The organism is Limnohabitans sp. (genome assembly GCF_040400975.1).
Taxonomy (GTDB): domain Bacteria; phylum Pseudomonadota; class Gammaproteobacteria; order Burkholderiales; family Burkholderiaceae_C; genus Limnohabitans_A.
Genome location: NZ_JBBAPF010000003.1, coordinates 164179 through 188555, shown reverse-complemented (window position 1 = coordinate 188555; position 24377 = coordinate 164179). Strand labels below are relative to the sequence as shown.

Annotated in this window: 26 protein-coding genes; 12 read left to right on the top strand and 14 right to left on the bottom strand. The window is 60.1% G+C overall.

The window, feature by feature from the left end; translation table 11 throughout:
* Nucleotides 1–97: 97 nt before the first annotated feature.
* Complete coding sequence (queC, locus tag ABWQ00_RS04095; RefSeq protein ID WP_353237398.1) at nt 98–835, bottom strand: 7-cyano-7-deazaguanine synthase QueC; 738 nt, start codon at nt 833–835, stop codon at nt 98–100.
* Between the two features lie 395 nt (nt 836–1230).
* On the opposite strand from queC, the gene recQ reads away from it, so the two are divergent.
* The 6 genes from recQ to ABWQ00_RS04065 all read left to right on the top strand — a co-directional run bounded on the left by recQ (nt 1231) and on the right by ABWQ00_RS04065 (nt 5860).
* Nucleotides 1231–3114, top strand: a complete 1884-nt coding sequence (recQ, locus tag ABWQ00_RS04090; protein WP_353237397.1) for a DNA helicase RecQ — start codon at nt 1231–1233, stop codon at nt 3112–3114.
* A gap of 183 nt (nt 3115–3297) precedes the next feature.
* Nucleotides 3298–3636 (top strand): antibiotic biosynthesis monooxygenase family protein, encoded by a 339-nt coding sequence (locus tag ABWQ00_RS04085; protein WP_353237396.1) that lies wholly within the window; start codon nt 3298–3300, stop codon nt 3634–3636.
* A gap of 41 nt (nt 3637–3677) precedes the next feature.
* A complete protein-coding gene (locus ABWQ00_RS04080; protein WP_353237395.1) occupies nt 3678–3959 on the top strand; it encodes a BrnT family toxin in 282 nt (93 codons plus the stop codon).
* Nucleotides 3913–4212, top strand: a complete 300-nt coding sequence (locus tag ABWQ00_RS04075) for a BrnA antitoxin family protein (RefSeq protein ID WP_353237394.1) — start codon at nt 3913–3915, stop codon at nt 4210–4212. The genes ABWQ00_RS04080 and ABWQ00_RS04075 overlap by 47 nt, the downstream gene beginning before the upstream one ends.
* A 385-nt stretch (nt 4213–4597) precedes the next feature.
* Complete coding sequence (locus ABWQ00_RS04070; RefSeq protein ID WP_353237393.1) at nt 4598–5287, top strand: hypothetical protein; 690 nt, start codon at nt 4598–4600, stop codon at nt 5285–5287.
* A 3-nt stretch (nt 5288–5290) separates the two neighbouring features.
* Nucleotides 5291–5860 (top strand): DinB family protein, encoded by a 570-nt coding sequence (locus tag ABWQ00_RS04065; protein WP_353237392.1) that lies wholly within the window; start codon nt 5291–5293, stop codon nt 5858–5860.
* 337 nt (nt 5861–6197) lie between these two features.
* On the opposite strand, the gene soxA is transcribed toward ABWQ00_RS04065, so the two are convergent.
* The 6 genes from soxA to ABWQ00_RS04035 are packed head-to-tail and all read right to left on the bottom strand — an operon-like array spanning nt 6198 to nt 10916.
* The gene (gene soxA, locus ABWQ00_RS04060; protein ID WP_353237391.1) at nt 6198–7055 is read right to left on the bottom strand and encodes a sulfur oxidation c-type cytochrome SoxA; all 858 of its coding nucleotides are present in this window, start codon (nt 7053–7055) and stop codon (nt 6198–6200) included.
* A 4-nt stretch (nt 7056–7059) separates the two neighbouring features.
* Nucleotides 7060–7401 carry a thiosulfate oxidation carrier complex protein SoxZ gene (soxZ, locus tag ABWQ00_RS04055; RefSeq protein WP_353237390.1) on the bottom strand — a complete coding sequence of 114 codons (342 nt, stop codon included), beginning with the start codon at nt 7399–7401 and terminating at the stop codon, nt 7060–7062.
* Nucleotides 7398–7883: a thiosulfate oxidation carrier protein SoxY gene (locus ABWQ00_RS04050; RefSeq protein ID WP_353237389.1), complete on the bottom strand. Its 486-nt coding sequence runs from the start codon at nt 7881–7883 to the stop codon at nt 7398–7400. The genes soxZ and ABWQ00_RS04050 overlap by 4 nt, the downstream gene beginning before the upstream one ends.
* Nucleotides 7880–8296: a sulfur oxidation c-type cytochrome SoxX gene (gene soxX, locus ABWQ00_RS04045; RefSeq protein ID WP_353237388.1), complete on the bottom strand. Its 417-nt coding sequence runs from the start codon at nt 8294–8296 to the stop codon at nt 7880–7882. The genes ABWQ00_RS04050 and soxX overlap by 4 nt, the downstream gene beginning before the upstream one ends.
* Nucleotides 8293–10461, bottom strand: coding sequence for a xanthine dehydrogenase family protein molybdopterin-binding subunit (locus ABWQ00_RS04040; RefSeq protein WP_353237387.1), 2169 nt, complete (start codon nt 10459–10461; stop codon nt 8293–8295). The genes soxX and ABWQ00_RS04040 overlap by 4 nt, the downstream gene beginning before the upstream one ends.
* Nucleotides 10458–10916, bottom strand: a complete 459-nt coding sequence (locus ABWQ00_RS04035) for a (2Fe-2S)-binding protein (protein WP_353237386.1) — start codon at nt 10914–10916, stop codon at nt 10458–10460. The genes ABWQ00_RS04040 and ABWQ00_RS04035 overlap by 4 nt, the downstream gene beginning before the upstream one ends.
* A gap of 378 nt (nt 10917–11294) precedes the next feature.
* Between ABWQ00_RS04035 and ABWQ00_RS04030 the strand changes: the two genes are divergently transcribed.
* Nucleotides 11295–11699 carry an RcnB family protein gene (locus ABWQ00_RS04030; protein WP_353237385.1) on the top strand — a complete coding sequence of 135 codons (405 nt, stop codon included), beginning with the start codon at nt 11295–11297 and terminating at the stop codon, nt 11697–11699.
* An 18-nt stretch (nt 11700–11717) separates the two neighbouring features.
* On the opposite strand, the gene hppD is transcribed toward ABWQ00_RS04030, so the two are convergent.
* From hppD to ABWQ00_RS04010, 4 genes are all read right to left on the bottom strand, one after another.
* Entirely contained in the window at nt 11718–12809 is a 1092-nt protein-coding gene (hppD, locus tag ABWQ00_RS04025) for a 4-hydroxyphenylpyruvate dioxygenase (protein WP_353237384.1), read from the bottom strand.
* A 225-nt stretch (nt 12810–13034) separates the two neighbouring features.
* Nucleotides 13035–14015, bottom strand: coding sequence for a Bug family tripartite tricarboxylate transporter substrate binding protein (locus tag ABWQ00_RS04020; protein WP_353237383.1), 981 nt, complete (start codon nt 14013–14015; stop codon nt 13035–13037).
* A gap of 43 nt (nt 14016–14058) precedes the next feature.
* Nucleotides 14059–15258, bottom strand: coding sequence for a CaiB/BaiF CoA transferase family protein (locus tag ABWQ00_RS04015; protein ID WP_353237382.1), 1200 nt, complete (start codon nt 15256–15258; stop codon nt 14059–14061).
* Nucleotides 15255–16199, bottom strand: coding sequence for a hydroxymethylglutaryl-CoA lyase (locus tag ABWQ00_RS04010; RefSeq protein ID WP_353237381.1), 945 nt, complete (start codon nt 16197–16199; stop codon nt 15255–15257). The genes ABWQ00_RS04015 and ABWQ00_RS04010 overlap by 4 nt, the downstream gene beginning before the upstream one ends.
* A gap of 99 nt (nt 16200–16298) precedes the next feature.
* Between ABWQ00_RS04010 and ABWQ00_RS04005 the strand changes: the two genes are divergently transcribed.
* Nucleotides 16299–17204 carry a LysR family transcriptional regulator gene (locus ABWQ00_RS04005; protein WP_353237380.1) on the top strand — a complete coding sequence of 302 codons (906 nt, stop codon included), beginning with the start codon at nt 16299–16301 and terminating at the stop codon, nt 17202–17204.
* A gap of 9 nt (nt 17205–17213) precedes the next feature.
* Nucleotides 17214–19283, top strand: a complete 2070-nt coding sequence (locus ABWQ00_RS04000; protein WP_353237379.1) for an aconitase family protein — start codon at nt 17214–17216, stop codon at nt 19281–19283.
* Here the strand turns inward: ABWQ00_RS04000 and ABWQ00_RS03995 are convergent.
* Nucleotides 19274–19543 carry a DUF3297 family protein gene (locus ABWQ00_RS03995; RefSeq protein WP_353237378.1) on the bottom strand — a complete coding sequence of 90 codons (270 nt, stop codon included), beginning with the start codon at nt 19541–19543 and terminating at the stop codon, nt 19274–19276. The genes ABWQ00_RS04000 and ABWQ00_RS03995 overlap by 10 nt on opposite strands.
* A 133-nt stretch (nt 19544–19676) precedes the next feature.
* Between ABWQ00_RS03995 and ABWQ00_RS03990 the strand changes: the two genes are divergently transcribed.
* Nucleotides 19677–20930 (top strand): Hsp70 family protein, encoded by a 1254-nt coding sequence (locus ABWQ00_RS03990; RefSeq protein ID WP_353237377.1) that lies wholly within the window; start codon nt 19677–19679, stop codon nt 20928–20930.
* Nucleotides 20931–20969: 39 nt separating this feature from the next.
* Here ABWQ00_RS03990 and ABWQ00_RS03985 read toward each other — a convergent pair whose 3' ends face one another.
* Together ABWQ00_RS03985 and ABWQ00_RS03980 are read right to left on the bottom strand one after the other, a co-directional pair.
* Entirely contained in the window at nt 20970–21497 is a 528-nt protein-coding gene (locus ABWQ00_RS03985) for a DUF2076 family protein (protein ID WP_353237376.1), read from the bottom strand.
* Entirely contained in the window at nt 21494–22591 is a 1098-nt protein-coding gene (locus ABWQ00_RS03980) for a tetratricopeptide repeat protein (protein ID WP_353237375.1), read from the bottom strand. Before ABWQ00_RS03980 ends, ABWQ00_RS03985 begins: the two co-directional genes overlap by 4 nt.
* Before the next feature lie 93 nt (nt 22592–22684).
* Between ABWQ00_RS03980 and ABWQ00_RS03975 the strand changes: the two genes are divergently transcribed.
* Entirely contained in the window at nt 22685–23884 is a 1200-nt protein-coding gene (locus ABWQ00_RS03975) for an MFS transporter (RefSeq protein ID WP_353237374.1), read from the top strand.
* An 18-nt stretch (nt 23885–23902) separates the two neighbouring features.
* A complete protein-coding gene (locus ABWQ00_RS03970; protein ID WP_353237373.1) occupies nt 23903–24370 on the top strand; it encodes a CoA-binding protein in 468 nt (155 codons plus the stop codon).
* Nucleotides 24371–24377: the final 7 nt, after the last annotated feature.

Here is a 24377-nt window from a genome sequence, read left to right as displayed (position 1 = left end):
GTTCAGTCTAAAAACCGACGCACCATTTGGCCAATCAATTGAATCAATCCTATCGATAGGTATTTGCCTATGCTGCAAAGCGTTGGAGCCGCACCGCTCAGCCAAGCGTTGAGGGCCGACTCAGGCACCACCGCTCAAAGCCCGAAGCCCGCAGTTGGCACGCCGGGCACTGGCCGCAGCCATAGCCCCAGTCGTGGCGTTGCGTGCGCTCGCCCAGGTAGCAGGTGTGGCTGTGCTCCACGATCAAGTCCACCAAGGCCTGACCGCCTTGCGCCGGGTCGGCTTGCTGACCCAAATCGTGCGCCAATTGCCAAGTTTGGGCCTTGTCGATCCACATGAGCGGGGTTTCGATCAACAGTTTGCGGTCCATGCCCAGCGACAGGGCCACCTGCATGGCTTTCATGGTGTCGTCGCGGCAGTCGGGGTAGCCCGAAAAATCGGTCTCACACACGCCCGTGACGATGACTTGCAAACCCCGGCGGTAGGCCAAAGCTGCGGCCAGCGTGAGAAACAGCAGGTTGCGCCCGGGCACAAAGGTGTTGGGCAGGCCCGAACTTTCCATCTCGATGGTCGTGTCACGGGTCAATGATGTTTCGCTGATCTGGCCGAGGATGCCAGCGTCCAGCAAATGGTCTTCGCCCATCTTGGGGGCCCATTGGGGAAACCGAGCCTTGATCGCGGCCAACACGTTCAAGCGGGCATCCAGCTCGACTTTGTGGCGTTGACCGTAGTCAAAAGCCAGGGTTTCGACACGTTCATAACGGGCCAAAGCGTGGGCCAAACAGGTGGTGGAGTCTTGGCCACCAGAAAACAGGACGAGAGCAGATTTATGCATGGGGAAGGATGGTAACGCTGTCCATGCAGGGGGAGCTGTCAGAGTCTGGGCGCGGCGGAGCGCGTTTGGAAGGGGCCGACGGCGGGCTCCTCATGAGGCGGGGGTACGCCAAAATCGTCGCCCGCCACCGGCCCCTTCCAAACGCTGATGGTGGTCGTCAGTTTTGCTGGCCGTGAGATCTAACCTTAGGGGCAAAGAGCGGCTGTCTTGGGCGTGTTAGCCGCGCAGCCCATGGTCTTGCGTGGGTGGGTGAGGGCGGGCATGGGGTGACGATTTTGGCGTACCCCCGCCTCATGAGGAACCCTGTGCCCGCCCTCACCCACCCACACCACACCCGCAAAACCCAAGCCATCGATAGAGGACAATCAAGCCTTCAAAAAGCCCGTCAAACCCCAGTGTCCCCCCACCTCCCCATCCTGCGCGAAGTTTTTGGCTACGACGCCTTTCGCGGACCGCAGCAAGCCATCATTGACCATGTGGCGGCCGGGGGCGATGCGCTGGTGCTCATGCCCACGGGCGGGGGCAAATCGCTGTGCTACCAAATTCCGGCCATTGCACGCCAACGCGCAGGCCACGGCATCACGGTGGTGGTCTCGCCGCTGATCGCGTTGATGCACGACCAAGTGGGCGCGCTGCACGAAGCGGGCGTGAGCGCCGCCTTCCTCAACTCCACGCTGACCAGCGAAGAAGCGTCTGACATTGAACGCCGCCTGTTGCGCGGCGAAATCACACTGCTGTATGCAGCGCCCGAGCGCGTGACCAATGGGCGCTTTCTGGCACAGATGGACTCGCTGCAAGAGCGCGGGCTGCTCAGCCTGTTTGCCATTGACGAAGCGCATTGCGTGAGCCAGTGGGGCCACGATTTCAGGCCCGAATACCGGGGCCTGACGGTGCTGCACGAGCGCTACCCCAGCGTGCCGCGCGTGGCGCTCACGGCCACGGCCGATGCGCTGACGCGCGCCGACATCATCGAGCGGCTGCAGCTGGAAAACGCCGAACTGTTCATCAGCAGCTTTGACCGGCCCAACATCCGTTACACCATCGTCGAGAAAAAAGAAGCCAGCACTCAGCTGCTGCGCTTCATTGAGCGCGACCACCCCGAAGCCGCAGGTGTGGTTTATTGCCAGTCGCGCAAACGGGTGGAAGAGATTGCGGCGATGCTGTGTGAGGCGGGCGTCCATGCGCTGCCGTATCACGCGGGGCTGCCCGCCGAGATGCGCCAGCGACACCAGAACGAATTTTTGCGCGAAGAGGGCGTGGTGATGGTGGCCACCATCGCATTCGGCATGGGCATCGACAAGCCCGATGTGCGCTTTGTGGCGCACCTGGACATGCCCAAAAACATCGAAGGCTATTACCAAGAGACGGGCCGCGCCGGGCGTGATGGGCTGGCATCGGACGCGTGGATGGCCTATGGCCTGCAAGACGTGGTGAACCAGCGCCGCATGATCGACGAAAGCCCGGCGGGCGAAGAGTTCAAGCAGGTGATGCGCGGCAAGCTCGACGCGCTGCTGGCACTGGCCGAAGCCACCGACTGCCGACGCGTGCGCTTGCTGAGCTACTTTGACGAAACCTACAAAGGCCAAACCGAGAGCGGCCAGGGCGTGTACATGCCGTATTGCGGCAACTGCGACAACTGCCTGAACCCGCCCGAAGTGTGGGACGGCACCGATGCGGCGCGCAAACTGCTGTCCACCGTGTACCGCTGCCACCAGGCCAGCGGCCACAGCTTTGGCGCAGCGCACACCATGAACATCGTGCGCGGCAAAAAAACCGAGAAAGTGGCGCAACGCGGCCACGAGAGCATCAGCACCTTTGGTGTAGGGGCCGAGTACAGCGAGCAACAACTGCGCGCCGTGATGCGCCAGCTGATCGCCATTGGCGCGCTGCATGTGCACACCGAAGAAGGCTTCAGCACCCTGCACCTGACCGAAGCTTCGCGCGCCGTGCTCAAAGGCGATGTGCCGGTGCAGCTGCGCGAGAGCACCAGCCAACGCGCCGACAAACGCACACGCAGCCGCAGCGCCCCATCACCCGCCGCCGCCAACCTGGGGCAAGACGCGATGGTGCGCTACATCAACCTCAAGGCCTGGCGCGCCGAAGTGGCCAAAGAACACAACCTGCCCGCGTATGTGATCTTCCACGACGCCACGCTGGCCGCCATCGCCGAGGCCGCACCCCAAAGCCTGGCGCAACTGCAGGGCATCAGCGGCCTGGGCGTCAAAAAGCTCGAAGCCTACGGCCCGCAAGTGCTGCGGGTGTGCAATGGGGCAGCTTGATCACTTGCGCACAGCCGGGCAAAAAGGCATTGAATTGCATAAAAAAGAATCTAATTAAGTTGTAATTTATGTTTTACAGCATATAGTGCTTACCCAGAATCCAACCGCACAGTTGGGTCTACATCACTTTAGGCCACACAAACGGAAAACTTGTGCGCATCAACGGTTAAAAAGACAAATTTCATGCCTCTTGTCTCCGCATCTGCATCGCCCACCGAGGTTCTGGAAGTTGCACCTCTGTCAGTTCGCTCGGGTCAGGAGTCAGCTTTCGAAGCGGCGTTTGCCAAAGCCCAAGCAATCATCGCGTCAATGCCCGGCTACCTTGGGCATGAACTTGGTCGCTGTCTTGAGCGGCCCAATGAGTTCATTCTTCTTGTCCGCTGGTCAACTCTCGAAGCACATGAAGTCGGCTTTCGGGGTTCACTGCAGTACCTCGAGTGGAAGTCCATCCTTCACCACTTTTACGAGCCCTTCCCGAATGTCTCTCACTACAGTACTGTGCGCGGTGTGGCCTCACGTTAAATTGCACCTTGCGCCCAATTATTTTGTAGATACAATTTGCTATGCTCACATGGGACGAGCCAAAGCGCAAGCTGAACATCAAGAATCACGGGCTTGACTTCGTTGGATGCGATGCAATCTGGGACCACTTCACAGTGACCCGCGAGGACAAGCGGCAAGACTACGGCGAGGAGCGCTTGGTTTGTTTCGGTCTTCTTGAGGCAGATGTGGTTGTGATGGTTTACACCGAGCGCCCGAGAGGGGCTCACGTGATATCGCTGCGAAAGGCAGAAAAGCATGAAGCTCGCTACTACCGCCAAGTTGCCAAAGAAAACCTCGGCTAAGGTCAACGATCCTGACAATCCAGCATGGACTGAAGACATGCTGGGTGCGCCAGTTCTCAAGCGTGGACGCGGGCCTCAAGCTGCGCCCACGAAGGTGCTCACCTCTCTTCGTTTGGATGCTGATATTTTGGAGTTCTTCAAGTCGAAAGGGGCTGGTTATCAGTCGCGCATCAATGCGGCATTGCGCATGGAAGTGGAGCGAAATTTGACGGGTCGTCCAAGAACGACAACGCGCAAGCACGTCGCGGCTTGATCACTTGCGCACAGCCGGGCAAATATGAATTTAATTGAATAAAAAAGAATCGAATTAAGTTGAAATTTATAGTTTTCAACATATAGTGCTTAACCAGAATCCATTCGCGCAGTTGGTTGGGTCAGCGTGTGGAATAAAAAAGGGAGCACCGGGTTTCATGGGAAATTTATACCCGCATGAAATAACAACACACAAGCCCCAAAGCCTTGTTGCACGCCATTTGCCGTAATTTCTTTCACAGGATGTATCGGCTGGGACCGGATGTATCAACCGGGTTTTGCGGTCTACATCACGTTAGGCATCACACAAAATGCATCGCGGCGCACTCAGCTTCAACGCCTCCGTCCGCCCGCCTCCAGAGAACAACGAATAACCAGGAAGCACAGTGACAGTACTCGCTCAAACCTATCTGCATCTAATCGTTGCCCCTTCGGAACGCCAAATCTCTGAAACTCTGGAGTACGTGCAGTATCTCGGAGCAGTTTCAGCAAGAGAACACTTTCAACAAGACGTTGAGCTTGAACTTCGACTCGAACAAGGCTCCTTAAAGGGCTGGCTCACGGTCGTAGGCGGCTTGTATCTCGGACTGAGCAACTATGGTTCACTGCGGGAGGGTATCGACTATGCGGTCAAGGATTCGAGAGAGTTCTCAGCTTGGATCATCGAGAAGTTCAAGAGCGAAGTTCCAATGCCACCGAGTGCACTGTATCGGACAGAGCGCCGGCTGGGGCTGCCGGGAAAAATTCAGCGCCTGTACCCTCTACTCGAAGAGGCCTCGAATCTAATCGGCGGCCGGGACAAGGTCGAGGCGCAAAGACGCCTCAAACAGGTGCAGGATCAACTCACGTCAATTGCTGCCGAGCTATCGGACTCAGGTGAGACACAAGTGTTAGAACGAATCGAAGGGATGATTCCGGCACCGATACGAAATCGACTTCCGCCGCCACAACCGCCAACTCCAGAACATGGCCCACCCCCTATGGCCTTGGGGCCTGAAGGAAGAATTCGCCGTGCGAGTCCGAAGGAAATATTGCTGAATATCGACGAACCACCGAAACCTCCACGGTTCCGCTGAGTGATGCCTGACCCCTCGCTCAAGCGGAGCATCAACGGCAGGCACGCCAATCCACACAGTATCTGCGGCACGACTATGACAATCCTCCACTCTCTCTTTGCGCAGAAGTCCTGGGCGAACAACGAACTGTTCAACGTGCTTGCGACCGTTACGGCAGAAGAACATGCGGAAGTCGTCCACACTGCAGTACGCATGCTCAACCACATATACGTGGTCGATCGCATTTTTCAAGCACACCTGCTTGGTGAGCAGCACGGCTACTCGGCAACCAACACCGATACAACGCCGACACTAGATAACCTGCAGTTCTCGGTAGCTGAAACTGACGCTTGGTACGAAAACTATGCGCGCGATGCCTCAGAAAGTCATTTGGGTGAGAGCATCGCTTTCCGCTTCACTGATGGCGACTCGGGAAGAATGACCCGAGAGGAAATGCTCATGCACGTAATCACGCACGGGTCATACCATCGCGGCAACGTAGGTCAAATGCTCAAGTTTGTCTTTGTCGCTCCGCCACGCGACCTGTACACAAAGTTTTTACATGTCAGTGAGCCATCGCGCAGGCGGGCCTAACCACTCGCACAAGCTGAGCGCCTTCAGCTCGTTGAAGTGATTTGGGAAAGCATCGCTGCCTTTCCTTGCGCCGTTGAGGTCTCGCCCGAGTTAAAAATGAACACGAAGCACGATTGGCCGACTTTGAGAAAAATCCAGAAGCTGGTTATTCATGCAATCAAGTCAAAACACTTTTGAAAACTGGTTCGTGGCGTACCGCTTGAAGTTTTCCGGTCGGGCCGTTCGCGAAATTGACGAAGCTTTCGATTGGTAAGTGAAACAGTGCGAAAGGCTGGGCGTGAAAAAACTCGAGGCTTACGGCGAGCAAGTGCTGCGGGTGTGCAACGGCGCAGCTTTATCACTTGCGCACAGCCGGCACCTCAATGGGCAAGCCCTCACCGCGCCACATCAGGTACAGCGCCAGTTGCCGCATTTCCAAAGCACCCCAAGGCGGGGTTTCGGCGCGAATACCGGCGTAACAACTGCGCAAACGCCGCTCCAGCGAACCGGGTTTTTGCCATTCCAGACGGTACACCGGGTAGCCATTGGGCTGCCCTTGGCTGAGCGGGTCGGTGTACAGGCGTTGTCCAAAATTTTGGTCATGGCATTGGGCGCACGACAAATTCATTTGGCCTTGGCGTTGCGCATACAAGGTGGCCCCCGCTTGCCAGTGGCCGCGCGCCGCACCGCCAATGTCTACCCGCAAAGGCATGCCTTTGGAGGCCTGCGTCACCAGCAAGGTCAAGCCCAGCAAGGCATCGGATTCGGGGGGCATGGCCGCCGCTTGCTGATGGCGCGTGGTGCATTGGTTGATGCGGTCTTCGAGGTTGAACAGTCGCCCACTGGTGGTATCGATGGCGGGGTAACGCGTGGCGACGCCTTTCATGCTGGAAGCAACAGCGCCGTGGCAATTGACGCATGATTTGCCGTTGACGACACTGGGCTGGCCCCAAGCTTGCGCGCCTTGGCTCAGCCAGAGTTGGGCGGGGTTGGCAAATTCATCCGCTTGCAAGGCTTGCACATCCTTGCCCGAGTAATGCAGGCCCGATTTCAGCTGCGACAAAGGCAAGCTGCGCGCGGGTGACGCTGCCGTTTGCGCAGCGGCGTACCCACTGACGGACCATAACGCGAGCAGCATAAAAACCACCCAGCACAACTGGATCACGGTGCGCACACACCAAGCTGCAGGCATCGATGCGAACGCTCTGCTGCTCATGCGATCAGGGGCTGCTCTTGGGCAAAACCGGCAACATTTGCCGCAACTGGCCTTTGACACCCCGGTCATCGATCCACGCCACATGCATTTCGGCTGTTTGTTCTGCTCGCACAAAAAATTCGAACAAAGGGTTGGCCGAAATCCCCGACGAAGGTTCCACACGGAACACCTCTTGTTGGCCCAAAGTGCAAGTCAATGACCGAATCACATTGCGTGGCACCAATTTGCCCAACAGGTCTTGCAGATAACCGGTGTCCATGGGGTGTTGCACCAGCAGACGCACTTTGACCACGTCCCCCGCCAAGACGCGTTCAGGCCATTGGATGCGTGCAAATGCCATGGTCATGAGGCGTCGACGCAAGCCGACTCGGTGATGATGATTTCCATCTGACCATAACGAAACTCACCACTGGACAGGCGCGCCAGAGCGACCACTTGCTGGGTGCCCGCCAAGCGCAGGCGTGTGCTGATTTCGGCGCGTCCGTTCCACGGCCCCAAACGGAAAACCGCCATTTGGGTCACCGGATTGCGCTGAGACAACAGGTACAAATGGGTCACATGGTCTTGGGGCGTCATGGGGCTTTGTACCTGCACCGTGACTGGCACCAAAGTGCCGTTGTCGGCCAACACAGGGGCCACGATCTTCACGTCTTGCTGTAACAAGCGAGCGCCTTGGGTCAGGGGGCTCATCATTTGCGCCAAGCTCAACAACTGGCCCGATGCCATGTCTTGGGCGCGGCTGGGCCACAGCTGAACTGCCAGCCCATAAAGACCGGCCCGCAGTGTCTGGCGCAAGCCCTCGCGACGGGTCCATGTAGGCCAATTCATGGCGTGGCCTTGCTGGGCAAGAACAAGTAACTCAAGATGTCTTCAAGCCCCTGCGCCGTCAAAATGGTTTGCCCCTTGTAGGGGGTCGCCACTTTGTTCAAACCATCGGTACTCAAATAGGCGGGCATGATGGTTTGCGGGTTAAAGCGCCGGGCATCGGCGATGCGCTCGCGGGCTTGAGCCTTTGTGCTGCGCTCGGGCAAACCGACCAAGGACGGGCCGAGTGCGCCACCCACAGGCAAACCCTGCACTTGATGGCAGAGCACACAACCGCTGTCTTGTCTTTGCAAGAGCAAGGCCTTGCCCCGCTCTGGCGAGCCAGCTTGGGGGGCTTCAGGCGTTTGCGCAAGGGCCCAGCCCCAGCCAGCGCTGAACACCAAGGCCCACACCCGCACAAAGCCCAGCACCGTCATGCTCGTGCCAAAGTCAAACCATGGTTTTTCAAGGGCAAGCTGCGGATGCGTTTGCCCAAAGCGGCTGATATGGCGTTGGCCACAGCGGGTGCCAAAGGCGCCTGGGCCGGCTCGCCCACACCACCCCAGAAGCCACCTGTGGGGGCAATCACCACGTCCACCTTGGGCATTTCGTTCAAACGCATCATGCGGTAATCGTGAAAGTTGGATTGCTCCACACGCCCGTCCTTGATGGTGTTTTCACCCCAGAAGATGGCGGTCAAGCCGTGCACCACGCTGCCCTGGAACTGGGCCACAATGTTGTCGGGGTTGACGGCATAACCGGGGTCAATGCCGATCACGATGCGGTGAATCTTGACCTCGTTTTTGGCGTTGATGGAAACATCGCACACGCAAGCCGTCCAGCTGCCATAACCGTCGGTGGCGGCCACGCCCCGGAACACACCCGGCGCAGGCTTTTTGTCCCACCCGGCTGCTTTGGTCACGGCCAACAAAATGGCACGGTCGCGGTTGGCCTTTTCATTGTTGGGCAGCATGGCCAAGCGGTATTGAACCGGGTCTTGCGCTGCCGCCTGGGCCATCTCGTCAATGAAACACTCACGCCCAAACGGGTTTTGTGAATGCCCCACGGTGCGCCAAAAACCCACCGGCACATTGGTGTTGCGCTGGGCATAGTCCACCAAGGTGTTGGGAATGTCATAGGGGTGGTCGTTGAAGCTGGCCACAGCCTGACCGTCCACGCCTCTGGGCAAGGGCAGTTTCAGCAAGGTGGCCAAGATGGATGGCGCACTGACACGGATGTGCAGCGCCTCTGGCTTGCCCGTGGCACTCAAACCTGCTTTGAAACGCATCAAACTGGCTGGGCGGTACAAGCCATGCTGGATTTCTTCTTCACGGGACCACAGCATTTTGATGGGCTTGCCGGGCATGGCCTTGGCAATCGCGACGGCTTGGCGTGTGAAGTCTTGCGGGCTTTTGCGCCCGAGACCGCCACCCAATTGCATGGGGTGCACTTTCACGTTGGCCTGAGGCACGCCCGCAGTCGCAGCCGCCACGGCCAAAGTGGCCTCGGGGTTTTGCGTCGAGCACCACACATCGAGTTGTTCGCCCTGCAACCAAGCGGTGCAGACCATGGGCTCCATGGTGGCGTGCGCCAAATAGGGCGTGAAGTACTCGGCCTCCACCACCTTGGCCGCTTTGCTCAGCGCGTCTGCTGTGTTGCCGTCGTTGCGGGCCACCGCCAGTTCTGGCTGATCCATACCCGCTTTGAAGTGGGACATGATGGCGGCGCTGCTCAGGGTGCCGTGCTCGCCCACATCCCAGTCCACCGCCACATCGCGCAGCGCTTCTTTGGCGCGCCACCAGTTGTCGGCCACCACGGCCACAAAAGTGCCCATGTTCAACACCTTGACGATGCCTCTGCGGCTTTCCACCTTGGAAGCGTCCATGGTTTTGATGGTGCCGTTGAACACCGGACAGGCCGCAATGGCCGCGTGCAGCATGCCGGGCACTTGTGCGTCGATGCCGTACTTGACGCGGCCGGTCACGATATCGGGAATGTCCACACGGGGGATGGACTTGCCGATCAATGTCCAGGCTTTGGGGTCTTTGAGCTTGACGTCTTTGGGGGCCTCCAGTTTGGCAGCCGCAGCCGCCAGTTTGCCGTAGCTGAGCACCCGCTTGCTGGGCACATGGGTGACTTTGCTGAGCGCTGCTTTGCACTCGCTGGCTGGCACGCCCCACTGCTGGGCAGCAGCGGCAATCAGCATCTCGCGCCCGGTGGCACCCGCTTTGCGCAGGTATTCCTGCGAATTGCGGATGGTGCGGCTGCCCACCGAAGCCATGTCGCCATAAGCGCGTTTGGTGCGCAGGTTTTCATGCGCAGTGGCGTATTCGACGCGCACTTTTTTCCAGTCGGCCTCCAGCTCCTCAGCGATCATCATCGGCGCAGATGTCATGCTGCCCTGACCCATTTCTGCACGGGCGTAACGAATGACAATCGTGTCGTTGGGCTCGATTTCGACCCAGACATTGAGCTGTGGCGTTGCGGCCGCTTGTGCGCTTTGTGGCACGAAAAATCCCATCGACAAGCCCGCCGAAGCGGTGCTGGTGATTTTCAAGAAATGGCGGCGATCCATGCTGGAAGTCAGATCTGGGGTGCTCATGCGCGGGTCCCTTTCTTGGCAGCGGCGTGGATGGCGGTGCGGATGCGTGCATAAGTGCCACAACGGCAGATGTTGGTCATCGCGGCATCGATGTCTTCATCGGTGGGTTTTGGCTTTTTCTTGAGCAAGGCCACTGCTGCGAGCATCTGCCCGCCTTGGCAGTAACCGCACTGGGGCACTTGGTGGTCAATCCAGGCTTGCTGCACGGCGTGCAAGCGGCCTTTGTCGGCCAAGCCTTCGATGGTGATGACCTTTTGCCCCGCAGAGGCCGAGACCGGGTAAACACAAGAGCGCACCGGCTCGCCATTGAGCAGCACTGTGCACGACCCGCATTGAGCCACTCCACATCCGAATTTGGGGCCTTTGATGTTCAGTTCATCGCGCAAAGCCCACAACAAGGGCATTTCGGGTTCGACATCCAACGTGTGGGATTTGCCATTGACGTTCAGTTTCATGACGGGAGGCTCCTTGTGTGCTCAGCAACAGCTTTGCACTGTGGCGAGAAGACCCCTTTTGTGCAACCGGGAAACAACCCAAAGCTTGCGAAACAGCCCTTACCAAGTCACATCCGAGACTTTTGCTTCGCGCACGCCTGAACGCCGGGGCTTCGCACGTTTCTTGTCAGCCCACGTCTTGGTAGCCCTTGGCTATTCACGCTCCCGGTTGATGTTGCATGGCGCGACTCTCCAGCTCAACACGCGCAGTGCAAATAATCCCTGTACAAACCCTAGCCACAGGCCTGATCGCGCCTTGTGCGAAACAGTTCACAGACGCGCCGCACACCCGCCCATAAGCTGCCCATGCGCGGATGGTTCCGCAACAAGGAGCAGCTCATGGTTCAGTTTTCAACGGTCTTCAAGGTCTTGCCGCTGCTGTTGCTGGTCTCCGGCGCGCTGGCCGAGCCCCGCGCCGACCACCAGAAACCTGGCAAAGGCGCTTATTTCATGCCGGACCATCACGAGCGCGCACGCCAGTATTTCGAGACGCCCGAACACCGGGGTTTTGTGCCTCCGGGTTTGGCCAAAAAGGGCGGCCTGCCCCCTGGGCAAGCCAAAAAGTGGCAGATCGGTCAACCACTGCCAAGGGGCGTGGTGTTTTATGAACTGCCCAGACCCCTGGCCATCAGCCTAGGACCACCGCCCATCGGCCACAGGTACGTGCGAGTGGCCACGGACATCCTCTTGATCGCCATCGGCACCGGCATCGTGATCGACGCGCTGGAAAATCTAGCGCGGTAATGCTTGGACGGTCACGCCTCAAGCCATCGGTCCGTCCCCTACCACAATCGCCCCCCGCCGAATCTGGTCGCGCTCCAAGCTTTCAAACAGCGCCTTGAAGTTGCCCTCGCCAAAGCCTTCGTCGGCCTTGCGCTGGATGAATTCAAAGAACACCGGGCCCAGCAGGGTTTGGCTGAAGATTTGCAGCAGCAAGCGTTTCTCGCCGTTGGCCGTTGAGCCGTCCATCAAGATGCCACGCGCCTGCAACTCGGCCACCGGCTCGCCGTGGCCCGGCAGGCGCTCTTCGAGCATCTCGTAATAGATGTCGTTGGGTGCCGTCATGAGCGGAATGCCCGCCATCTGCAGCGCATCAACGCTTTTCAAGAGGTCGTCGGTGAGCAGCGCGATGTGCTGGATGCCCTCGCCGTTGAACTGCATCAAGAATTCTTCGATCTGGCCCCCGGTCTTGCCCGACTCTTCGTTCAGCGGAATGCGGATCAAACCGTCTGGGGCCATCATGGCCTGGCTGGTCAGGCCCGTGTATTCGCCCTTGATGTCGAAGTAGCGAATCTCTTGAAAGTTAAAGAGCTTTTCGTAAAAACCGCTCCAGTACGCCATGCGGCCTTTGTAGACGTTGTGCGTCATGTGGTCGATGAGCTTGAGGCCGTGGCCCGGCGGATGGCGGTCCACGCCGTCGATGAACTCAAAGTCGATGTCGTAGATGCTTTTGCCGTCTTCAAAACGGTCGATCAAATACAAAGGCGCGCCGCCAATGCCTTTGATGGCGGGCAGGCGCAACTCCATGGGGCCGGTGGGCACATCCACCGGTTGGGCTCCAAGTTCCAGCGCCCGTGCATAAGCCTTGTGCGAATCCTTCACCCGAAACGCCAGCGCGCAAGCACAAGGGCCGTGCTCTGCAGCAAAGTAGCCGGCCAGGCTTTTAGGCTCACGGTTGACGATGAAGTTGATGTCGCCCTGGCGGTAGAGCACCACGTCTTTGGATCGGTGTTTGGCCACGAGCGAGAAGCCCATTTGCTCAAACAGCGGCTCCAGGGTGTTGGGGGTGGGGGATGCAAACTCGACGAACTCGAAGCCACACAGGCCCATGGGGTTGTCAAACAAATCGGCCATGAAAATCTCCAGTGAAAAGCAGGGCCGCGCTGCAATGTGAGCACGGCCCGAATTGAAATCGGACAAACGAAACAGGGGGTGTTTAAAAACCCTGCGGCGGTGCGCAGGGCTTGCCCCGCGTGCTGCGCGCGAGGTGGATGCCGAAAATCAAAACCTGGATGGACATGCACCGATGGTCGTCGCCTGACCGCCAAATGTCAAGCGACGAGCGATGGGCGATGGGCCTTATTGCGGCTCGATGCCCGCCTTCTTGACCAGCGCAGCAAAGCGCTCCATTTCACTTCGGAAGACGCGCTGAGCTTGCTCGGGCGTGCTGATGGCGATCGTGTTGCCTTGCTTGGCCATGGTTTCCTTGACGGCCGGATCGTTGAAGGCCTGCACCAAGGCATCGTTGACCCTCTTTACATTGGCAGCGCTCATGCCCTTGGGGCCGAGCACACCAAACCAGGCGTCGATCACGTAAGTGGGCAAGCCCTGCTCCACAAAGGTAGGAATGTCTGGCGCAGCGGCGCTTCGCTTGTCGCCACACATGCCCACGGCCTTGAGCGCACCACTTCGGATGTGCTGCTGTACGCTGGGCAAAGCCAAAACTGCAAAGTCAATTTGACCCCCCAACAAATCAGTGACCATGGGGCCTACGCCTTTGTAAGGGATATGGCGCGCCTTGACACCGGCTTCGTCCACAAACATCTCAGCGGCCAGGTGCAAAATCGTTCCCGTGCCACCAGAGCCGAAGTTGTAGCCGTCCGGCTTGGCACGCAGGGCAGCAATGAATTCGCGGCTATTGTTGGAGGGCACTTTTTGGGGGTTCGCCACCAACACCAAGGGCGTGGATCCCAGCACTGCAATCGGTGTGAAATCGGCGGGCATTTCAAACGGCAGGTTTTTGATGACGCTGGGGAAAATCACCACGTTGTTGGACACCACCGACAAGGTGAAGCCATCGGGTGGGTTCTTGGCCATGGCCTGCAAACCGATCACGCCACTGGCACCGGCTTGGTTTTCGACCACCACGTTGGCACCCAAAGCCTTGCCAATCGCAGGCGCTGCTGCGCGTGTGATGGCGTCCACACCCGAACCGGTGGCGTTGGGCAGGATGAATTTGACGGGACGGTCCGCTTGCGCAAAGGACATGCCTGGCAAGGCCGATGCGGCAGCCGATGTCAATACGGCCAAAGTGGCGCGACGTGTGAGGTGTTTTTGCATGGTTTGTCTCTTTCTGTATGTCAAAGGTCGGTCAATAAAATGCTCAGGCCACGGCCTTGAGCGTGCGTAAACGATCAATTTCTGCGGGCTCCAAGCCCAAGCCCCGCAAAAGTTCATCGGTATTTTCACCTTGTTGAGGCGGCTGACGCCGCACACCCAGGCGCTGCCCGTCCATGGTGAATGGAAATAAGGCTGCACGGGCCGTCTGACCCGCTTTCGGGCCGTCGGTCAAGCGCACGTCGACCAGGCCACCGGTGGCGTTCAAGTGTGGGTCATCAAACAGCTCTTCGGGCTTGACGATGGGCGCAAAGGGCAGTCCGGCTTTTTCAAAAATGGCGGTCAGCTCGGCGGCGGTGAAGGCCTCCAGACGGCGACGCAACTCGGGCATCATGACATTGCGCTGAGATACGCGCGCGTTGTTGTCGCTGTATCGGGGGTCGGCCTTGAGGTCGGCAAAGCCCAACACGTCGCAGAAGGTGGCCCACTGCGCATCGCTCACCGCGGCCAAGAAGATTTGCTCGCCGTTTTTGACGGTGAACACGTCGTACACCGCCCAGGCCGAGATGCGGTTGGGCATGGGTTCGGCTGCCTTGCCGGTGATGGCGTACTGCAGCATGTGCTGGCCCACCAAAAACACATTGTTCTCAAACAAGGCCGACTGGATCTCTTGCCCACGCCCGGTGATGCCCCGCTGGATGAGCGCGCCCAGCACGCCAATCGCACCAAACATGCCGCCCATGATGTCGTTCACACTGGTGCCCGCACGCAGCGGATCACCCGGGCGCCCGGTCATGTAGGCCAGGCCCCCCATCATCTGCACCACCTCGTCGAGCGCGGTGCGATGGTCATACGGCCCGGGCAAAAAACCCTTGAGGCTGGCGTAAATGATCTTGGGGTTGCTGGCAGACAAGCTGGCGTAATCCAAGCCGTACTTGGCCATGGAGCCGGGCTTGAAGTTTTCGGCCACCACATCGGCCGTGGCGCACAGGCGCCGCGCCATCTCGGCTCCTTCTGGACTTTGCAGGTTGATCTGGATGCTCTTCTTGTTGCGGTTGAACATCGGAAAAAAGCCGGCGCCCGAACCCAACAAGTGCCTTGTGCGGTCGCCCTCCATGGGCTCAACCTTGATGACTTCAGCGCCCATATCGGCCAGCACCATGCCGCAAGTCGGCCCCATGACCATGTGGGTGAACTCAACGACGCGCAGGCCTTCGAGCGGGAGTTTCTTGTCGGAATTGTTCATGCCATCACTTCTGCATTGCGCAAGGTCTTGGGTAACCCCGCCTGCGCGATCGAACCATGCAGGCATTCGCCTGCGAGCCACTGCGCCACCAGGGCGCGCAAAGCCATGAGCTGACCGAAATCGATGCCGGTGTTGATGCCCATGCTGGCCATCAAATACGTCAGGTCTTCGGTGGCCACATTGCCACTCGCCCCCGGGGCATGTGGGCAGCCGCCGATGCCGGCCAAGCAGGCGTCAAAACGGGTCTCACCGGTTTGTAGCGCAGCCATGGCGTTAGCCAAGCCTAGGCCACGGGTGTCGTGAAAGTGTCCGCAGCCCAGCTTGTCACCCGCCACTTCGCGGGCCTTGGCAAACAAGTCGCCCACTTGGCGCGGATCGGCGTAGCCCACCGTGTCGGCCAAGCCCACGCGGTCCACCCCCAAGTCCAACACAGCTTGGAGCAAACGCAGCACTTCATCGACAGCAACTGGCCCCTGGATCGTGCAACCGAACGCTGTGCTCATCCCCACTTCAATGCGGATGTCGGAACCCTTTGCCCGACGAGCCTCCACGATGGCGCCGATTTCGGCCACCACGTCGTCAGGCGCTTTGCGCAAATTGGCCAGACTGTGCGCATGGCTGGCCGACAAGGGCAACAGCATCCAGTCAGCGCCGCTGTCCATGGCGCGCTCGGCCCCTTTCAGGTTGGGCACCAGCACCGACACGACGAGTCCCGGCAGGGTTTTGGCAAAGGCCACCAACTCGGCCGTATCGGCCAATTGCGGCAGCAGTTTGGGCGGAACGAAAGAGCCGACTTCGATCTCGCGAATGCCCGCGTCGTAGGCGCTTTCAATCCACTGCAGCTTTTGTGCGGTGGGCAATATCCGGGCGATGCTTTGTAAGCCGTCTCGCAAACCGACTTCTCGGATCGTCACGCGCTCGGGCCATTGAAATGCATTCATGCCGGTCGTCCTTGTCTGGTGAAGCTGGGAGTTTAATATTCCCAATGAATCATACAATTCAATTTTGGAAGCTTATTTGTTCCCATTTGGAATAGCTTGATGCGTGACCTCGACCTGACTTCACTGCGCCTGTTCGTGACCGTTTGCGACACCGGCAACATGAGCCGCGCCGCAGAAAAGGCCAACATGGTCGCCTCGGCCGTGAGCAAACGGCTGGCCCAGCTGGAAGCCACCGTGGGCGCCAGTCTGCTGACACGGCGCAAGCATGGTGTGGTGCCCACGCCTGCGGGCGAGACACTGCTGGAACACGCCCGCAGCATGTTGCTGAGCGCCAGCCGCATCGAGCGCGACATGGCCAGCCACGCGGCAGGGATTCAGGGGCGAGTGAACGTGCTGGCCACGGCCTCTGTCATGGCCGAGTCATTGACCGATGAGATCGCTGAGTTCTTGAAAAAACCGGAGCACCAGAACATTCAAATCGATCTGGAAGAACGCATCAGCCCCGAGGTGGTGCGCGGCATTCGTGAGGGCGTAGCCTCGATCGGCATCTGCTGGGATGCGGCCGAAACTGGCCTGCTGCACACCCGCACATACCGCCACGACCACCTGAGCGTGGCCGTCCCCCGGGGTCATCCGCTGTGCGAACTGCCCGCCGTGCGTTTCGCCGACACGCTGGCATTCGAGCATGTGATCATGCCGGTGAATTCAGCGGTAGAGGTGATGCTGCAACGCGAAGCCAGCTTGCTCGGCCAGCGTCTGCAACACCGCGTGATCGTGACCAATTTCGAAGCCGCGCTGCGCGTGGTGCGGGCTGGCCTGGCCATAGCGCTGGTGCCTCGCGAAGTGACCACCTTGTACGCCCAAGCCTATGGGCTTGAGGTATTGCCGCTGCAGGAAAGCTGGTCTCGAAGGCGATTCATTCTGTGCCACCGGGGCGAAGACCAGCTGAGCCCGGCTGCGCAACTTCTGCTGGACAACCTGTCCACCCATCCCACTGAGCACTGAAGACCCACCATGCAACTCACTTCGCCTGACGCCACGGTTTTGACGACCCCCTTGCGCGTGCTGTACCTGAGCCATAACCCGGCACTGATTCGGCAGCAGCTGTGCGGTGAGCGACTGAGTCACGAACAAGCCGTACCGCTGCGCGACGATGTTTCGACCGACGAAATCACGCCCGTGCACATCATGAGCCATTACGACGTCACGCTCGGCGACTTTGCCCACACCGGGCTGCGCTGTGAGTGCGAAGACCCCATCGCACGGCGAGCCCTGCGGCAAGCCGGTTTCCAGGTGCTAGTGGCAGGTCGCCGATACGGCAAGGGCTCGTCTCGCGAACACAGTCCCACCGCCGAAAAACTGGCGGGTGTACAACTGGTGATCGCCGAGAGCTTTGAACGGATTTACCGCCAGAACGCCGACAACATTGGCCTGTTCACCTCCACTGATTTCGCCTTGCTGGCGCGCATCGAGCAGGGTGAAACCATCACTGTGTCCGATCTGGTGCGGGGGCGCGAAGATCTGGCCGCTTCGATCTTGCTGGCTGGTGGACTGCTGCGCTGGGGGCAACAGTTCTTAGCAGCTGCACATCCGCCGGGTGCTGCGAGCAGCTACAAAAATGTCTCGCCATTAAAGGGCCACCAAAGTGGGTCCCCGCGCCAGGATGCTGGTCCACAAACCTTGTTCGAGAAAATCCTGTCACGTCACCGTCTGCCCGCGCCCTACACACCCGAGCTGCCCCAAACAGGTGACGGTTTGTTCGTGCGGGCCGAGTGGCGCTTCATCCACGAGTACTACACGGGCATGGCCGACACCTTGATGCGCGGCGCTCTGGGCGAGCACTTCACACTGCAACGCCCCGAGCAGATCGTGGTGTTTGAAGACCACACTTCGTATGTCGAAGAAAGTCCTGCCCATGTGCGCGGCGGCCTGATCGCCAACATGCATGCCATGAGCCGGGCACAGCGCGATTTTGCCAAGCGCCACGGTTTGCGCATGCACCGCACCCTGACCGATGCTGAAGTACTGCAGGACGACGGCAGCAATGTGGCGGGCATCTCGCACGCCATGATGACCGAGCATTACGCACTGCCTGGTCAAGTGGTGGTGGGCACCGATTCGCATACGCCACACAGTGGCGCTTTGGGTTGTGTCGCCTTTGGTGTGGGCACCACCGACATGGCCAATGCCTTTGTCACAGGCGCTGTGCGCGTGCGTTGGCCCGAAAGCGTGCAGGTTCGGCTGCAAGGCCAAATGCACCCCGGCGTGACCGCCAAAGACCTCATGCTGCACCTGCTGGCCATGCCCTGGATTTGCGAAGGGCACGGGGTAGGCAAAGTGTTCGAATTCACGGGTGAGGGCATCGCTCACTTGGGTACCGACGAACGTGCCACGCTGACCAATATGTGCGCCGAGCTGGGAGGCCTGACAGGCATCGTGGCACCAGACTTGGAGACGGTACGCTTTTTAAAGGAGCGCCGTGGTGTGGACTTTCTAATTGAAGACTGGATGCACAGCGATGAAAACGCACGCTTTGCGCACCAGATGACGGTGGACCTGCGCCGCCTACAGCCTATGGTGGCTCGGCCGGGCGATCCAGGCCAGGGTTTAGCGCTATCGGACCTGGCGGAGCACGTGAAAATCGATATCGCCTACGGCGGCTCCTGCACCGCGGGCAAACGCGAAGACTTTGACCATTACCATGAGGTGCTGGCCTGGGGCCTCAAACAGGGTCTGAAGGTGCCTGAAGGTGTTCAGGTTTTTTTGCAATACGGCACCACCGCTGTGCGCGACTATTGCGCTTCACTGGGTTACGACCAAGTTTTTGCGGCCATGGGCGTGCGCATTTTGCAGCCCTCTTGCGGAGCCTGCGCCAATTGCGGCCCAGGTTCATCGACCGACGCCGCCCAGGTGACGGTGAGCGCCATCAACCGCAATTTCCCGGGCCGCTCAGGTCCAGGTCAAGTCTGGTTGGCCAGTCCACCCACCGTGATGGCCAGTGCATTGGCGGGGGAGTTGTTGTCGTTTGAGGCCCTACAGCGGCGCTTCAAGGCCCATGGGGAAAGCGAACAGACTCAGCGGTAAAAGGCTTCGACTTTGCCCTTGAGCTTGATCAGCAAGGGTTGGCCTTTGCGGTCCAGTGTTTTGCCAGCGGGCACGCGAACCCAGCCTTCGCTGATGCAGTATTCCTCGACGTCGTTGCGGTCTTTGCCGTTGAATCGGATACCGATGTCGTGCTCAAAAACGGCGCGCACATGGTGCGGGCTGCGGGTGTCAATCGCCAGGCGGTCGGGCAATGCGGGCCGGGCAGCAGCCGATGTGTCGGGGGTTGGGACTTCGGTCATGGGGTGTGCGTGGACAAAAATGAAACAACGCCGATTCTCCCCGATTTGACAGGGCTGACAGTGGCAGAATCCCGGGTCCCTCGACGGTCAGCGCTTTGGCCTGCCACATCCGCCTCAGCACGCCCCTTTACACATGACTTCTTCACCCGCCGGCACGCTCGGTATTGATTTTGGTACCTCCAACTCCGCCATGGCCTGGCTGGGCCCCGAGGGCTCAGCCCGTCTGATCCCGCTGGAAGGTGAGGCCTTGGCCATGCCCACGGCCGTCTTTTACAACGCCGAAGACAGCAGCACCCACTTTGGGCGCGAGGCCCTCAAGCACTACCTGGAAGGCACCGAGGGGCGCTTGATGCGCTCACTCAAAAGCCTGCTGGGCAGCCCACTGCTGCTGGAGACCACGCAAATTGGGCATCAGCAGATCAGCTTTCAGGACATCATCGGCGCCTTTTTGGCCACCCTGCGCGAACGCGCCACGCAACACCTGGGCAGCGCGCCACGCCGCGTGGTGGTGGGCCGCCCGGTGCACTTTGTAGACGACGACCCCGAGCGGGACGCACAGGCCGAAGCCTCGCTGCGCCAAGCGGTGCAGTCGGTGGGCTTTGACGAGGTTTCCTTTCAGCTGGAGCCGATTGCCGCCGCTTTGGATTACGAGCAGCGCCTGACGAAAGAAAGCACCGTGTTGGTGGTGGACTTGGGGGGCGGCACCTCAGACTTCACGGTGGTGCGCCTAGGGCCCGAACGCATGCTGTACACAGACCGCAGCCGTGACATCTTGGCCACCACGGGCGTGCACATTGGGGGCACCGATTACGACCGCCAACTGAACTTGGCGCAAGTGATGCCACTGCTGGGCTACAAACACATCGGCCCCGAACAGCGCGAAGTGCCCAGCCGCGTCTTTTTTGACCTGGCCACCTGGCACCTGATCCACTGGCAATACCAACCCAAAGCCATCGCCCACGCCAAAACCCTGCGCAGCAATTACAGCGACCTGCACCTTCACGAGCGCTTGATGCAGGTGTTGACCGAGCGGCACGGACACCACATCGCCCATGAGGTGGAGCAAGCCAAAATCCGTTGCTCCGTGAACCGGGCTGACACGGGCATTGACCTGTCGGTGATGGCGTCCGATTTGCAAGCGCGCCTGAGTCTGCATGACATGCAAGCGCAACTGCAAGATGTATTGAGCCGCACAGTGGCTTGCGCGCGCGAATGTGTCCAAAGCGCAGGCCTGAGCGATGCATCGCTGGATGCGATTTACCTCACGGGTGGGTCCTCGGCTTTGAGCACGTTCCAGCAAACCCTGCAGGCCGCCTTTGCGGGTGTGCCTGTGGTGGAAGGCGATTTGTTTGGCGGCGTGGCGCTGGGTTTGGCCTATAGCCGCTAAATCTGCCGCTGAATCTGCCGCTGAGGGAGCCGCTTGAACTCAGGTCCAGTCGTCGCCCAAATCCCACAGGCCGTCGCCCGCATCCGGCGCAGCGGTGGACATGCCCCCAGCGGAGCCTTGGGCTAAATTGGGCGAAGCGGCATCGTCGCCCCACAGGGCTTGCAGGCCTTGCAAGACAGCGCCACCCGCCACAACGCCCGCAGCCACGCCCAGCGCCGTGCCGCCCACTTGCCCCACCAAGCCCCGCATCCAGAGGCTGGGTTGCGCCGTTGGGGCGCCACCATTCGGTACGGGCGCTGGCGTCTGAGCGGGCGCAGCGTTGGTGACAGGGTTTGACGCTTGCAGTGCCTCAGCCGATGAGGCTTGCAATTGCTGCAGTCGGTTTTGTGTGGCTCGCAGCGCCAAGCTCAAGGCCATGGCCCGCTGCACCAAAAGGTACGTGGCATCGGCTTGCGAGGCCAAAGCATCCCGGATGAGGCCATCGGCCACGGGGTCCTTGGCCTGAACACGCTGCTGGCGCAAGCTGGCCAAGAATTGCTGAAGTTGGTCGCGTTCCTGAGCGTTCATGAGCAAGGTTCTCCTGGCTGGGCCATGGCTGGTGGTTCAGCATTGTCAGGTTTTTTGCAGATAAACATAAGCACCCATGAGGGGCTGGGCTTGGTCCAGCCGCAAGGGCGCACACGGGGGCTCAGGGCCTCAAAAACCGCCTCCAGCCAGCCCACATAAATGAACACATCGGCCGCCAGCACCAGGTCAGCTGGCTCTGTGGTGTGCTGCATGAAGGCCACCAACTCTTGGGCATGCAGGCTGTCGTAAATCCCCAGCGCACGCGCCTTGGCCACCATGACCGAAGACAAGTCCACACCGGTCAAATGCTGGGCGCGGGGGCGGATCAAGGTGCCGCACAAACCGGTGCCGCAGCCCAGGTCCCACACCCGTTCAAAACGGGCCGCCGGGTCCGCAGGCAGGTGCTGCAGCAGCACGCTGTGGCCTTGGTAACCCAGTTGCCCCACCAGGTGCGCCTCGAAGTCGTCGGCGTATTGGTCAAAGAGTTTTTCAACATAGGCCGCTGGCGCGTTCACCGCGGGCTGATCCGGGCTCAGGGCGGCAAGGTAGTAGCGGTGCAGCTCCGGGTCTGCTCCCAGCGCCAGCGCTTGTTGGTAGCCCGCAATCGCTGCAGCGGTCTGGCCCATGTCACGCTGGGCATGGGCACGCTGGCTCCAGGCCTCGGCCAAGTTGGGCACGTGCACCAAGGCTTGGTCAAAAGCCTGCACGGCTTGAGGCAGCTGCCCGGCATACGCCAGGCATTGGCCCCAACGCAAACAAAAATCGGCGCCGTCTGCACCCAAGGCGCGGGCGCGCTCGTGGCTGTGCAGGGCCTGTGGCCATTGGCCCAAAGCCATCTGCGTGACCCCCCAAGCCACCCAGGCATCGGTTTGAGAGGCGTCGGCCGCCAAGGCTTGGCGCAGGCATTCATCGGCCCGCTCAAAGCGGCCCAACTGCACGCAGCTGGCACCCAGGTTCATCAACACCGAAGCCCTGCCCGGTGCCAGCTGCAATGCCCGTTCAAAAAGGGATGCTGCCGCCTCAAATTGGTGGCGTTCAAACTGTTCAACGCCATCCAGAAAGGCCTGGCGGGCTTGTTCGAGTGAGGTTTCCATGCGCGCCAGTGTGACACAGGCTTTGTGACCTCAGGGGTGTGCCCATCCCGTGCAAGGCACAATGCTTTGCAACATGCGAACACCGGAGACACCATGAAAGAAACCCCCTACGCTTGGGTGGTGGTTTGGGCCACATTTGTGTGCCTGGCTGTGATCTTTGGGGTGTCGTATTCGTTTGCGGCGTTTTTTGAATCGTTTGCCGTCGAGTTCTCGGCACAGCGGGCCGATGTGTCCTGGATTTTTGGTCTCTCGGGCTTTGTTTATTTTGTGTTGGGCGCAGGCGGCGGCATGCTGGCCGACCGCTTTGGCCCGCGCATCGTGTGCTCGGCGGGCATGGCACTCATTGCACTGGGTTTGCTGGCCACCAGTTGGGCGACCAGCTTGTTGGCGGTGTATGTGAGCTATGGCCTGCTGGTGGGCTTGGGCATTGCCTTGGTTTACACCCCGTCCATTGCCAGCGTGCAGCCCTGGTTCACCACCCGGCGCGGCTTGGCCGGGGGCATTGCCAGCTCGGGCGTGGGCGCGGGCACCTTGCTGGTGCCGGTGCTGGTGGCCACGGCGATTGGCCCCATGCCTTGGCGCGAAGCCATGCAGGTGTTGGCAATGGGGGTGTTGGTGCTGGGCTTGTTGTCAGCGGCCTTGTTGCGGCGCGCACCTGCAGCACCGGCAAACGCTTCAGGTGGCCCGGGTGCAGGGGGCTCGGCCACCGGCCTGAGCTTGCGCGAGACCTTGCGCAGCCCCACGTTTCGCTGGCTGTACCTGGCCACGGTGCTGGCCTCGCCCGTCATGTTCATCCCGTTCGCGCACGTGTCGGCTTCGGCCCGCGATCTGGGCCTGGGTGAAGCCTTTGCCGTGGGCCTGGTGGGCTTGATTGGTGTGGGCAGTCTGGTGGGGCGCTTTGCCATTGGCCTGGTGGCCGACCGCTTGGGCCGGGCGCAGACGCTGGTGCTGATGCAGCTGTCCATGGGCGCATCGTATGTGCTGTGGGGCGCTGCCGGGGGGCAAGGGCTGTTGGTGGTGTTTGCGCTGTGGTTTGGATTGAGTTACGGCAGCATCGTGTCCCTGCTGCCCGCCATTTGCATGGATTACTTTGGCGGCAAATCGGTGGCCAGCGTGGTAGGCACGCTCTACAGCGGCGCGGCTGTGGGCAATTTGCTCGGGCCCGTTCTGGCCGGGGCGGCCTTTGATTGGAACGGGCATTACTTGGGCGTGATGGCCGTGTGCGGCGTGTTGTCGCTGTGCGCTACCTGGGCCTCGCTGCAAATGAAGCGCAGCGGTTTGGCGCAGTATTGAACGGAAAGAAGGACTTGCATGCACAACGATTTGCACGCGCTGCGGCGCATCCTCAAAAGTTGCCACACCATCGCGGTGGTGGGCTTGTCGGCCGAGTGGCACCGGCCCAGCTATTTCGCGGCCAAGTACATGCAGTCACACGGCTTCAAGATCGTGCCCGTCAACCCGCGCTATGCGGGCCAGGAGATCTTGGGCGAGACCTGTTACGCCAGCCTGAGCGATATCCCCTTCAAAGTGGACATGGTCGATGTGTTTCGCCGCAGCGAAGACGTGCTGCCCATTGCCGATCAAGCGGTGCAAATCGGTGCGAAGTGCCTGTGGCAGCAACTGGGTGTGGCCAACCCCGAGGCCGACGCCTTAGCCCGGCAGGCGGGCATGGATTCGGTGAGCAACCGCTGCGTCAAGATCGAACACGCCCGGCTGTTTGGCGGCCTGAATTGGGTGGGTGTGAACACCGGCATCATCTCGGCGCGGCGGCTGGTATAAAAAGACC

Coding starts and splice junctions, on each gene's coding strand:
- ABWQ00_RS04010 (WP_353237381.1), bottom strand. CDS start 16,199: ATGAATGCATTTCAATGGCCCGAGCGCGTGACGATCCGAGAAGTCGGT.
- ABWQ00_RS04005 (WP_353237380.1), top strand. CDS start 16,299: ATGCGTGACCTCGACCTGACTTCACTGCGCCTGTTCGTGACCGTTTGC.
- ABWQ00_RS03975 (WP_353237374.1), top strand. CDS start 22,685: ATGAAAGAAACCCCCTACGCTTGGGTGGTGGTTTGGGCCACATTTGTG.
- ABWQ00_RS03970 (WP_353237373.1), top strand. CDS start 23,903: ATGCACAACGATTTGCACGCGCTGCGGCGCATCCTCAAAAGTTGCCAC.
- ABWQ00_RS03990 (WP_353237377.1), top strand. CDS start 19,677: ATGACTTCTTCACCCGCCGGCACGCTCGGTATTGATTTTGGTACCTCC.
- ABWQ00_RS03980 (WP_353237375.1), bottom strand. CDS start 22,591: ATGGAAACCTCACTCGAACAAGCCCGCCAGGCCTTTCTGGATGGCGTT.
- ABWQ00_RS03985 (WP_353237376.1), bottom strand. CDS start 21,497: ATGAACGCTCAGGAACGCGACCAACTTCAGCAATTCTTGGCCAGCTTG.
- ABWQ00_RS04075 (WP_353237394.1), top strand. CDS start 3,913: ATGAAGCTCGCTACTACCGCCAAGTTGCCAAAGAAAACCTCGGCTAAG.
- ABWQ00_RS04080 (WP_353237395.1), top strand. CDS start 3,678: ATGCTCACATGGGACGAGCCAAAGCGCAAGCTGAACATCAAGAATCAC.
- soxX (WP_353237388.1), bottom strand. CDS start 8,296: ATGACGGTGCTGGGCTTTGTGCGGGTGTGGGCCTTGGTGTTCAGCGCT.
- ABWQ00_RS04085 (WP_353237396.1), top strand. CDS start 3,298: ATGCCTCTTGTCTCCGCATCTGCATCGCCCACCGAGGTTCTGGAAGTT.
- ABWQ00_RS04035 (WP_353237386.1), bottom strand. CDS start 10,916: ATGAAACTGAACGTCAATGGCAAATCCCACACGTTGGATGTCGAACCC.
- soxA (WP_353237391.1), bottom strand. CDS start 7,055: ATGAGCAGCAGAGCGTTCGCATCGATGCCTGCAGCTTGGTGTGTGCGC.
- soxZ (WP_353237390.1), bottom strand. CDS start 7,401: ATGACCATGGCATTTGCACGCATCCAATGGCCTGAACGCGTCTTGGCG.
- ABWQ00_RS04050 (WP_353237389.1), bottom strand. CDS start 7,883: ATGAATTGGCCTACATGGACCCGTCGCGAGGGCTTGCGCCAGACACTG.
- queC (WP_353237398.1), bottom strand. CDS start 835: ATGCATAAATCTGCTCTCGTCCTGTTTTCTGGTGGCCAAGACTCCACC.
- ABWQ00_RS03995 (WP_353237378.1), bottom strand. CDS start 19,543: ATGACCGAAGTCCCAACCCCCGACACATCGGCTGCTGCCCGGCCCGCA.
- ABWQ00_RS04030 (WP_353237385.1), top strand. CDS start 11,295: ATGGTTCAGTTTTCAACGGTCTTCAAGGTCTTGCCGCTGCTGTTGCTG.
- ABWQ00_RS04020 (WP_353237383.1), bottom strand. CDS start 14,015: ATGCAAAAACACCTCACACGTCGCGCCACTTTGGCCGTATTGACATCG.
- ABWQ00_RS04040 (WP_353237387.1), bottom strand. CDS start 10,461: ATGAGCACCCCAGATCTGACTTCCAGCATGGATCGCCGCCATTTCTTG.
- hppD (WP_353237384.1), bottom strand. CDS start 12,809: ATGGCCGATTTGTTTGACAACCCCATGGGCCTGTGTGGCTTCGAGTTC.
- ABWQ00_RS04000 (WP_353237379.1), top strand. CDS start 17,214: ATGCAACTCACTTCGCCTGACGCCACGGTTTTGACGACCCCCTTGCGC.
- ABWQ00_RS04015 (WP_353237382.1), bottom strand. CDS start 15,258: ATGAACAATTCCGACAAGAAACTCCCGCTCGAAGGCCTGCGCGTCGTT.
- ABWQ00_RS04065 (WP_353237392.1), top strand. CDS start 5,291: ATGCCTGACCCCTCGCTCAAGCGGAGCATCAACGGCAGGCACGCCAAT.